Raw genomic sequence first — 11724 nt, forward strand, 5'->3', positions numbered from 1 at the left:
GATTGCTAAAGGCAGTTACTGTTTTAAACAAATACAAGTAACTGCCTACCTTTATTTTAGAACTCTATTTCAATCCCCCTCTTAAAGTGGAGATAATCATTGTTCTGCCTTTTTTCATAACTTCTAATAAGATTCATCCACTACCTCATTCCATTCATTATCAGTATATTTTCCTGAAAGCATACTCTCTATTTTAGAAGATATATTATTTGTGAAATTTTCCGGTATATTATATATAAAACTAATATTATCTTCTGTACTATTTTGTAAATGCTCTATTACAGTCTTTTTAATTCCTTCCTTAGAAGTATTGGCATTTTTATTAGCTGTTACAAATCCTTTTTTAGATAACTTTTTTTGCACATCATCACTAAATATATACTTTACAAATTCATCTGCTATATCTCTATTTTCACTATTCATAGGAATACTTATTATAGCATCTGACATAACGGGAACTTTTAATCTATTCTTGCCTTCTAAATCATAGGACTTCAAACATTCTATATTGGAATTATCAAACTTATTTGCATAATAGGAAGAGGCGATAACCATAGGAATATTATTTCTGTTAAGTTTTTCTATAGTACTCTCATTTCCTATTTCAAAAGTATCTTTATTTACGTATCCACCTTTCACTAGATTTTCTAAAATATCGAAGCTTTTCTGAACCTGATTTAATTGTTTATATTCTGAAGCGCCACTATCATATATATTTTCAAGCTTTCTCATTGGAATCATGTTATTTAATATTATAGAAAATATGGTATTATTTATATCCATTCCTTCATTTAATACCACAGGTACTCTTTGAGATGAAGAATTAAGAACTTTTAAAATCCCCTCCACCTCACTTATTGTGCTTGGTACCTTTAAATTTAATTTATTAAGTGCTTCTTTATTAAATATTATCTCTATTGTATATGGAATCATAGAAATTCCATAATATCTATCATTAAATCTACCATAGGATTTTGCCACGGTATAATACCTACCACTTAAATTATTTTCCTCATATAAATCCCGCATATCGGCTAAAAGACTTTTCCTAACTAGCTTCAACATATCATTTCTAGAAGTAAATACAACATCTATATCTTTACTTTCATTTATATCCTCTTCTATTTTACTGCCTATGGCATTATTTATATTAAGTTGAACTTTAGGATTTTCCTTCTTATATTCATCTGTTAAGAATTTTATTATATTTAAGGATTCCTTATCTTTTACACCTATATATAAACTTATCTGCTTATTTTTTAAAGATTCTTCTTTTCTACCACAGGCATATAAATTAAATGTACATATTATAATTAATAGAATTGCTATACCCTTACTCTTGTAAACCATATCTTCCCTCATCTCACTTTTTAATAAGATACAGATCAAATTAAACATTAATATTCTACAAATTTATTTTATACATAATAATTAAATATATAATACATTCATATAATTAAATGGAGGTGAAATTCATGAAATTCAGGGTACTATTTCTAAAAAAGACACATATCTATCTTGTAATATTAATATTGTTACTTATAATATTATTTATACTTTTTATAACATCCAAAGCCTCTCCTACATCCAACACTATTTCCAATAATAAAAATATAAAAGCTGATTTTAATGGAGACGGAAAGGAAGATATATTGTCTGTTACCCGAGTAGATGACAATTACTTAATGGAAGTAACAATTAACAATAAAACCTTTAGTTTTAAAACAGACGAAAATTCCCCTATAATTGAAACTTATTCTCCCTATTGGCCCATAAGAGTTACCCTTATGGACATATCCAGAAATAAGGTTCCAGAAATATTTATACAAGGTTCCAAAAACAACAAGCCACTGCAGCGTGTTTTTGTATTCCATAATAATAATTTTGACAATATTCTTTCTAATTCTAATGACATATTGGGATTTATAGATTGTAAAAATAATAAAACCCCAAAAGTTATATCCGGTAAAATTCAAGGAAATAACATAGCCTTTTCAAATTATATTTTTTTAAATTATAAATTTACAAATTATAGTTATGATACCAACAAAACATTTATAGGCAAAGATACTATATATACATTCATAAAACTTATTGAAGGTCTCCCAGAAAGCGAGTATTATAAGCCAAACAGTATATTTTCATCCGATATATCTAAAGAGGACATGTCTTTAATAGGAAGGCTTTCTGGAGAAAATAATTCCTATGTATTTCAAGATGCTTTATTTAAGGAAAATAAATGTGATAATAAAGGGGACATATCAGAAATCTGTTGGACACTAAATTTCAGGGGTATATCCAATGCAGATAATAGCATAGTAAAGAATTACACATTGGATTTAATACTAACACCGGATAAAAATAGTAAAGATAATTATTACTTTAAAATTGCTTCCATATACAAAAAGCAAAGGTAAAAAATAAAAGGGACCGTTTAACGCGGTCCCAAGGGGGATGGGGGGTTATTACATCAAATAAAACTTGTTATCTGATGTAAAGGAGAATTATATCTCCAATTACATTTATTATAATATCCAAATAGGAATAAAGTATTCACATAAATTAAAAATTATAATATTTTTTATACAATTCTTCTATTTCTAATTTGATACTTTCTTTTAGTACCTTAGGTTCAATTACCTCTGCATTTTTTCCGAAACCCAGTATCCACTGTTTTACATCTTTAATATCATCTACATATAAGCTAAATAGTATACTTCCTCCCTGTAATTCATCTATAATCTGATTTGCATGCCATTTGGTATGTTGAATAAAACTGGCTATTTCCTTATCAAATCTTATTACTATTTTTATTTTATCTCCAACGAATAATCCCCAATGATTATTTAAATAATCTTTTAAAGAAAAAGTACGCGGCCTCATATAAATATTATTGCTTACCTTCAAACTTTTTATCCTATTCAGTTGAAAATTCTCCACATCATCCTTCATATGACAATACCCTATTATATGCCAGGCACCCTCTTTAAATATTAAGTCATAAGGATCCACCTTTCTCATAGTTAAATCATTTTTATTTATGGAAAAATAATTTATATTTAAACTTCGTCCCCTGCTCATAGAAAAATTAATTTCATATATCTTATGCTCTAAATTTTCCACACTGCCTATTGAATCTATGGAAAAGCCTCCTGTATTATCTATTCTATCTAAATTCATATTTTTATTTATATGTAAACTCTTTATTTTATGAATGGCACTTTTTAAATCCTTTTCATATATAAACCCTGTTTTCTCAGTAAAGGTTTGAGAAGCCATAAGTAGAGCTTTAAGTTCTTCCTCGTTTAAATCTGCAGATTTCATATAAAAACTCTTGTCTATGTAAAATCCTCCATATCTCCCTTTCCTGGTATGAACCGGTATATTAGCTTTATTCAAACTATTTATATATCTATATATAGTTTTCTTGTCCACCTTTAACATTTCAGATAATTCTGAGGCTGTAGTTAATTCTTTATATTGTAATATTATTATCATTTCTAATAAGTTAGAAATTTTAGACATGCATTTTACCTCCAGTGTAAATATCATAATACCTAATATATATCGTCATTTTCTATATTTTTTTTAGTGTATTTTTATATAAAATTAAAATTTGTATTATTTAGAACAATTTATTTAGATATCTATAATTTTAGTACATACTTTACTTTCTGTATCAAATTTTCCGCTTAGGAATAGTATATAGTATAATTAAGTCTACATTGTCTACTATCTTTTTAATAAATTTTATTAAATTTCTACTTAGAATAAGGGGTGAATGTAATGTCAAAACACCGTCGCAAAAATTATGATACAGGCTTTAATTTAGGTGATATTTTAAGAAATATAGATATTACTCAACTTATGTCCATATTATCCGTTTTAGGCGGGGGTAACAATAATTTATCTAAGGATAAATTGAGTTCAATGCTGAATAATTTGGATTTAGGAGATATATCTAATGCAGCTAATAAATCTGGATTTAATGAATCTAATATAAAGTCTCAACTTGCTGCACTTGAAAATAGATTATCTAAAATAGAAAATGGAAGTTCTACAAAAGAACAATTGCTAAGTACGATAAAAGAACTCCAGAACTCTCCTGATGCAGCAAAAATGTTAAATGATCTTATGAATTCCAACTTTAAAAATTCTGATGAATAAGTTTTTAATTAAAAGTAAATTAAAAATGAATTAAATAAAAAATACTATCAAGATCAATTAATAAATCCTGATAGTATTTTTATTCTAACAATGATACAAATTACATGAATTTTAGTTTTTCTGTTAAAAGTGCCGCTATGGTTATGGAATTAAATACAAAGTGATTAAATACTGCGTACCAGTATCCTTTCTTATTCATTAAATAACAATTATACAAGCCCACCCACAGTATTACTGCAAAGGCATTTAAACTGAAGTGAATTAACGCAAATATGCCACTGCTTAAAAATGCAGCCAAATACACTCCTATTCTCCCAGAAAATACCTTTTTAAACAGAAACCACCGAAATACGAATTCTTCAAGTACAGGTGCGAAAATTATAACTATAGGTATCATTATTAAAAATTTTTTCAGCGGCATATTTACCATATTAGTTACTATTTCCTGATGCTTTAATTCAAGCTTAAAATTAGAAAGTATGACAGTTTGAACTGTAGATATACCAATACTTACTATATAAAATATAATTGTCAAATTTAATGCTTTAACAAATTTAAAATTTTTTATATCAAATTCATTAAATTCATTGGTATATTTTATATACCTTATATTTAAAAGTACAAATATGAAAGGAACAAAGTTTTCCACAAATATGGAACTAACTATATATAATATTCCAATTAATGCAAGAAGTAAATTACTTCTCCTTCTTTCCCTCCAAAACTTTGTAAATATCAGAAGTGGCGGTATATATACAATTATAAATACAAGGATATTCTTTATAATCTCTAATCCAAACATGGTTATTTCCCCTTGTGCTATTATTTTAGGTATTTAATAATACCTTGATAACCCATACTTAAATTCACATTAAATATTTAGGAATAAAAATTTATCACAGATTCCAATACTTTCAAAAATTCTTCCTTTCCCTGTTTATTAAGGGATGAAAAAGTTAGAATTTCATCTCCAGTCTCTGGTTTTAAAGTATCTTTTATAATTTTTAAATTTTTGAATAGTTGGCTCTTGGATACTTTATCAACCTTAGTAGCAACAATAATGGTATGATAGTTATAATACTTTAACCACTTATACATAGTTATGTCATCATTTGTTGGTTTATGCCTACAATCTAAAAGTAGTATTACTCTTTTTAATTCTTCCCTGCCTCTGAGATAATCCTCTACTACTTTACCCCAACTCTTCTTCTCTGTTTTAGAAATTTTAGCATATCCATAACCGGGTAAATCTACAAAATAAAATTCATTGTTTATTAAAAAGAAATTAATCAATCTGGTTTTACCTGGTGTACCACTTACTTTAACCAATTTTTTTCTATTTGTGAGTGCATTTATAAGAGAAGATTTACCCACATTTGACCTTCCCACAAATGCTATTTCTATCCTTTTATCTTTAGGATATTGGGATGGATGCACTGCAGAAATTATAAACTCTGCTTGTTTTATTTCCATAAACACTCCCACCTAACTATAATTTGAAATTGAATTTTCTAGTACTATATCTATGTTATCCGCAAGGATATAATTCAATTTATTTTTAACTGTATTTGGTATTTTCAATAGATGTTTTTCATTATCTTTAGGTATTATGACTGTATCTATACCTGCCCTATATGCAGCAAGACTTTTTTCTTTAAGTCCCCCTATAGGAAGTACCCTTCCTGTCAATGTTATTTCTCCAGTCATAGCTACATTGTGCTTGACTTTCTTTTTGCTCAGAGCAGATATCATTGCCGTTACCATAGCTACTCCTGCAGAAGGCCCATCTTTTGGTACTGCTCCTTCTGGTACATGTATGTGTAAATCATATTTTTTATAAAAATCACTCTCTACCCCATATTTATCAGCATTTGCTCTTATATAGCTATATCCCGCTTTAGCAGACTCTTTCATTACAGCTCCAAGCTGACCTGTCAATTCCAATTTTCCATTTCCTGACATAATTGTTGCTTCTATAGGCAGTGTATCTCCCCCATATCCTGTCCATGCCATTCCCATTACCACACCAATTTTATCCTCTTTGTCAATTTTATCATATGTATATATTTCGGCTCCAAGATAAGACTTTATTTTAGTCAAAGTAATATTAATTTTTTTCTTATCTTTTTCCATCATCTCAGCTACTGCCTTTCTTATAACAGAGGCAATCCTTCTCTCAAGGCTTCTAACTCCAGATTCTCTGGTATAATTATCTATCAGCTTATATATAGATGAATCCGATATTACAATTTCATTATTCTTTATACCATTCTCCTGCAATTGTTTAGGTATTAAATATTCTCTGCATATATGAAATTTTTCCTCGCTGGTATATCCAGATACCTCTATAACTTCCATTCTATCAAAAAGTGGCCTAGGTATGTTGCCTATGCTATTTGCTGTGGTTATAAACATAACATTTGACAAGTCAAAATCCAGTTCCATATAATGATCCCTAAAGGAATTATTTTGTTCGCTGTCTAATACTTCTAAAAGTGCATCTGCAGGATCTCCTCTAAAATCATTGCTCATTTTATCTATCTCATCCAGTAAAAACAGAGGATTTTTAGATTTTGCCTGTTTCATACCATATATTATTCTTCCTGGAATAGCTCCCACATAAGTCTTTCTATGTCCCCTTATCTCGGCTTCATCTCTTACTCCTCCAAGAGACATTCTAACAAAATTTCTATTTAATGCATGGGCTATGGATTTAGCTATGGAGGTCTTTCCCACTCCCGGAGGCCCCATAAGACAAAGTATAGGCCCTTTAAGAGATTTACTCATCTTCTTAACCGATAAATATTCAATTATCCTATCTTTTACATCTTTTAGGCCATAATGCTCTTTTTCAAGTATATCCCTAGCAGACTTTATATTTAAATTATCTTTAGTCTGAGTATTCCATGGAAGTTCTAATATCCAATCCAAATATGTTCTTATTACCCCTCCCTCTGCTGAATATGCCCCTGTATTTTTTAATCTGTCCAATTCATACAGTGCTTTATCTTTGGCAGCTTTAGGAAGTTTAGCCTTACTTATCTTATTCTTATATCTTTTCATTTCTTTTTTATTCTCATCATCTTCCCCTAACTCTTCCTGTATTGCCTTTAACTGTTCTCTCAAATAATAATCTTTTTGAACCTTATCTATTTTATTTTTTACTTTAATTCCTATTTTTCTTTCCAATTTCAAAATTTCTATTTCATTTGCCAGTACTGCAAGTACTTTTTGAAGTCTTTCTTCTATTTCATAAGATTCAAGGAGCTCCTGTTTTTTTTCTTGTTTTAACATTAAGTAAGAACTGATAGTATCTGCCAATCTTCCATGATTATCTATCTCATCTAATGTTATTATAGTTTCTGCAGGTATATTGCCTGATAACTTTACATATTCATTAAAATTCTTTTTTATAGCACGTACAAGTGCTTCACAGTCTTTATTTTCATTATAGTTTTCTTCATCTTCTAGAACTTCAACTTTAACCTTGAAAAAAGGTTCTTCACTAATATATTCCTTAAGCAAGGCTCTGGTTTCACCTTCCACCAATACTCTTACTGTATCACCTGGAAGTTTTAATATTTGCTTTATGTTGCAAATAGTACCTGTGTTAAAGATATCCTCCCTACCTGGTTCCTCGGTCTTTGCCTGCCTCTGTGCAGTCAAAAACACTTTCTGTTCTTCAAGCATGGCTTTTTCTAAAGCAAGTATTGATTTTTCCCTACCTACGTCAAAATGCAAAACCATATATGGAAATATAGTAATACCTCTTAATGGGATCAGAGGAAGTTCTCTAAAGTCTCTATCCATATCTCTCTCTCCTTTAATATTTTCTTAGATAATTTTAACAATACAAGGGGAATTTACTTATAAGCAGCAGCTTATTTAAAAAAGAGTACCGACACCAGTACTCTTTTTAAATAAGATTATGCAGTTTCAGGGCCCTTTCGTGTTCTTGATTTTTTTAATTTAATAGGAGTCCTTTTCCCATTTTCAGCCTCTATAAGTTCTGGCATTTTTGTACTCACCGCATCCTTATTAATTATAACTTTAGCTATCTCTTCTTTTGAAGGGATATCAAACATTACATCCTTCATAGTTTCCTCTATAATAGCCCTGAGGCCCCTAGCACCAGTATTTCTCTTTAAAGCTTCATCTGCTATTGCTTCTAAGGCCTCATCTTTAAATTCAAGTTCTACATCGTCCAGTTCAAAAAGTTTTTTATATTGTTTAACAAGTGCATTTTTGGGTTCTTTTAATATACTTATTAATGCTGCCCTGTCTAATGCCTCTAAAGTAACTATAATAGGAATTCTTCCTACAAATTCTGGTATAAGTCCAAATTTTAACAGATCTCCCGGCATTATTTGCTTTAAAAGTTTTCCTATATCCTTATCCTTTTTAGATTGTATTTCTGCTCCAAATCCTAAAGTACTAACTCTGGTTCTGCGTTCTATTATACTGTCTATACCATCAAAAGCTCCTCCACAAATAAATAATATATTAGTGGTATTTATTTGAATAAACTCCTGATGAGGATGTTTTCTTCCTCCCTGTGGAGGAACTGAAGCCACTGTACCCTCCAATATTTTCAAAAGTGCCTGCTGCACTCCTTCTCCTGATACATCTCTGGTTATAGATGGATTCTCTGATTTTCTTGCTATCTTATCTATTTCATCTATATAAACTATTCCATGTTCTGCTCTTTCTATATCATAATCCGCATTTTGTATTAATTTAAGCAGTATATTCTCTACATCTTCACCTACATAACCAGCCTCTGTTAGAGTAGTAGCATCTGCGATTGCAAAGGGCACATTTAGAAACCTCGCCAGAGTCTGAGCTAAAAGAGTTTTTCCAGAACCTGTGGGTCCCAGTAAAAGTATATTGCTTTTTTGCAGTTCTACATCATCATTTGAATTGTTATTGGAATTTATTCTTTTATAATGATTATATACTGCTACTGAAAGTGATTTTTTTGAATCCTCCTGACCTATTACATATTGATCAAGATAGTTCTTTATCTCCACAGGCTTTGGAATAGAAGTCATATCTATCTGAATATCTTCTTCGAACTCATCACTTATTATCTCAGAGCAAAGTTCTATACATTCATCACAAATATATACTCCCGGACCTGCAATTAATCTTCTTACCTGATCCTGCGTCTTACCGCAGAATGAACATTTAAGCTGTTTCTTATCATCATTTTTGGCCATTTTCACACCTCACTAAAGGTTATTTCTTTTTTGTAAAAACCTCATCTATCAATCCATATTCTTTAGCTTCTTCTGCCGTCATAAAATTGTCTCTTTCTGTATCTCTTTCAACTTTTTCGATTGATTGACCTGTTTTTTCACTTATTATAACATTTAATTTCTTCTTTATTTTAAGTATTCTATCCGCATGAATTCCAATATCAGTTGCCTGACCCTGGAATCCGCCAAGAGGCTGATGTATCATTATTTCAGAGTTTGGAAGGGCAAATCTCTTACCTTTTTCACCAGCTGTGAGTAAAAATGCACCCATGGAAGCTGCCATTCCTATACATATAGTGGATACGTCTGATTTTATATATTGCATTGTATCATAAATTGCCATACCTGCTGTTATTGAACCTCCTGGACTATTTATGTAAAAGTATATATCTTTATCAGGATTCTCTGCTTCTAAAAACAACAGCTGTGCTACTATGAGACTTGCAGTAACATCATTTACCTCCTCACTTAACATTACTATTCTATCTTTTAAAAGTCTAGAATAAATATCATAAGATCTTTCCCCTCTATTAGTCTGTTCTACAACTACTGGTACTAAACTCATAAAACTTTCCTCCTTTTACATAATAATTTTTATAGAACCTTGCAAAATTTTAGTAATTAAAGCTTTAATACTATGGTGCAATTATCTATATATTTGAAATTAATTGCCAGAAAACCTTCTGACAATTAATCTTTATACTTTATAATATTATGCTATTATTTTGCTGCTGTCTACTAGCATTTTCATCACTTTTTCATTAACTATCTGAATTTTCAAATATTCTTTCTGTCCATCTAAAATTATTTTTGCCATTTTTTCTACATCATCGCTGCCATACTGCTTAGCTATTTCAGTAGCCTTTTCCTTAATTTCCTCATCACTTACTTCTACTTTTTCTACCTTTGCTATTTCTGTAATTACAAGATCTGCCCTTACCTTTTTCTCTGAGGTCTCCCTCATGTACTCTCTAACTTTTTGTTCGTCATTATTAGTATACCTATAATATGTTTCAAGATCTAGTCCTTGATATTTTAACCTAGTTTCTAAATCTCTAATCATATTATCAACTTCTTTTTCCACCATTACTTCAGGAATATTTATTTCTGTATTTGAACAAACTGCTTCTAAGACTGCTTCTTCAAATTCTCTTTCCTCTCTCAGCTTGTTTGCTTCTTGTTTTTTATTTCTTATATCTTCTTTAACCTCATCCAATGTATCAAATTCTGATACCTCTTTTGCAAATTCATCGTCCAATTCAGGCACTTCTTTAACTTTTATTTCCTTGATTGTTACCTTAAATACAGCTTCTTTTCCATTTAAATCATCTATTCCATACTCTTCAGGAAATTTTACATTAACCTCCTTTGAGTCACCTGCATTTAATCCTATTAATTGTTCTTCAAAATTATCTATAAAAGTGCCAGAACCAATTTCCAGCTGATAATCCTGTCCTTCTCCACCTTCAAATTCCTTGCCATCCACAAAGCCTTTGAAATCTATTATAGCTATATTCCCATTTTCTATACTTCCATTTTCTTTTGTTTCTATTCTAGCATCCTTTTGCTGCATGTTTTTTAATTCCTGCTCTATGTCTTCTTCTTTAACGTCATATGTATTCTTCTTCACTTCAACACCTTTATATTCTCCCAATTTAACTTCTGGGAATACAGTCACTTCTGCTGTATATATAAATTCTTTTCCCTCTCCAATTTGAACTACCTCAATTTTAGGATAATCTACTGGATTTACGTTATTTTCTTTTAAGGCCTCTGGATATGTACTTTCACAACAAAAGCTCATTGCATCTTCGTAAAATACACCTTCACCATAATATTTTTTTATTATATTCATAGGCGCTTTACCTTTTCTAAAGCCTGGTATATTAAATTTCTTTGCATTTTTAGCAAAGGCTTTTTTCATAGATTCATTAAATTTGTCTGCTTCTACAGTTATCTCTAATTTTACAACATTCTCTTCTATTTTTTCCATTTTAACATTCATTATAAAATTCCTCCTACTAACTAGTTACTCTACACGCTTATATTCAACTATGCCATTATACCATATATTTATAAACATTCCTATATACCTAGTATATTACTTATCTTACGGTTTATTTGATATCAAGTGACTCTTAGATTCAGTTGGAATTTGACATAGAAAGACGCTTATCTCCATCTGAACCTTAAAAAAACCTATCCAGGCGCGTTAACCGTGTTTATCTTCCACTTTGAAGAAGATAGCAATATTAGCTAATTGCCGCCTCCGGATAAATATTTAATTTATACATAATTA

Annotated in this window: 10 protein-coding genes; 2 read left to right on the forward strand and 8 right to left on the reverse strand. The window is 30.0% G+C overall.

All coding sequences use genetic code 11. The annotated features are described in order from the left end of the window. Positions 1-123: 123 nt before the first annotated feature. Complete coding sequence (locus BS101_RS18760; RefSeq protein WP_073540188.1) at positions 124-1350, reverse strand: ABC transporter substrate-binding protein; 1227 nt, start codon at positions 1348-1350, stop codon at positions 124-126. Between the two features lie 125 nt (positions 1351-1475). On the opposite strand from BS101_RS18760, the gene BS101_RS18765 reads away from it, so the two are divergent. Then, complete coding sequence (locus tag BS101_RS18765) at positions 1476-2417, forward strand: FG-GAP repeat domain-containing protein (protein WP_073540189.1); 942 nt, start codon at positions 1476-1478, stop codon at positions 2415-2417. 145 nt (positions 2418-2562) lie between these two features. Here BS101_RS18765 and BS101_RS18770 read toward each other — a convergent pair whose 3' ends face one another. Then, entirely contained in the window at positions 2563-3525 is a 963-nt protein-coding gene (locus BS101_RS18770; RefSeq protein WP_073540190.1) for a helix-turn-helix transcriptional regulator, read from the reverse strand. 261 nt (positions 3526-3786) lie between these two features. Here BS101_RS18770 and BS101_RS18775 point away from each other — a divergent pair, with 261 nt between their 5' ends. Next, positions 3787-4167, forward strand: coding sequence for a hypothetical protein (locus BS101_RS18775; RefSeq protein ID WP_073540191.1), 381 nt, complete (start codon positions 3787-3789; stop codon positions 4165-4167). A gap of 100 nt (positions 4168-4267) precedes the next feature. Here BS101_RS18775 and BS101_RS18780 read toward each other — a convergent pair whose 3' ends face one another. The 6 genes from BS101_RS18780 to tig form a co-directional block, all read right to left on the reverse strand. Next, positions 4268-4969, reverse strand: a complete 702-nt coding sequence (locus BS101_RS18780; RefSeq protein ID WP_073540192.1) for a CPBP family intramembrane glutamic endopeptidase — start codon at positions 4967-4969, stop codon at positions 4268-4270. 77 nt (positions 4970-5046) lie between these two features. Next, positions 5047-5640, reverse strand: coding sequence for a ribosome biogenesis GTP-binding protein YihA/YsxC (gene yihA, locus BS101_RS18785; RefSeq protein WP_073540193.1), 594 nt, complete (start codon positions 5638-5640; stop codon positions 5047-5049). Between the two features lie 12 nt (positions 5641-5652). Beyond that, positions 5653-7977, reverse strand: coding sequence for an endopeptidase La (gene lon, locus BS101_RS18790; protein ID WP_073540194.1), 2325 nt, complete (start codon positions 7975-7977; stop codon positions 5653-5655). Between the two features lie 116 nt (positions 7978-8093). Then, positions 8094-9386: an ATP-dependent Clp protease ATP-binding subunit ClpX gene (clpX, locus tag BS101_RS18795; protein WP_012103683.1), complete on the reverse strand. Its 1293-nt coding sequence runs from the start codon at positions 9384-9386 to the stop codon at positions 8094-8096. A 19-nt stretch (positions 9387-9405) separates the two neighbouring features. Then, positions 9406-9990, reverse strand: coding sequence for an ATP-dependent Clp endopeptidase proteolytic subunit ClpP (gene clpP / locus BS101_RS18800; RefSeq protein WP_073540195.1), 585 nt, complete (start codon positions 9988-9990; stop codon positions 9406-9408). 147 nt (positions 9991-10137) lie between these two features. Further along, positions 10138-11430: a trigger factor gene (gene tig, locus BS101_RS18805; RefSeq protein WP_073540196.1), complete on the reverse strand. Its 1293-nt coding sequence runs from the start codon at positions 11428-11430 to the stop codon at positions 10138-10140. Positions 11431-11724: the final 294 nt, after the last annotated feature.

Source organism: Clostridium kluyveri, from assembly GCF_001902295.1.
GTDB lineage: Bacteria > Bacillota > Clostridia > Clostridiales > Clostridiaceae > Clostridium_B > Clostridium_B kluyveri_B.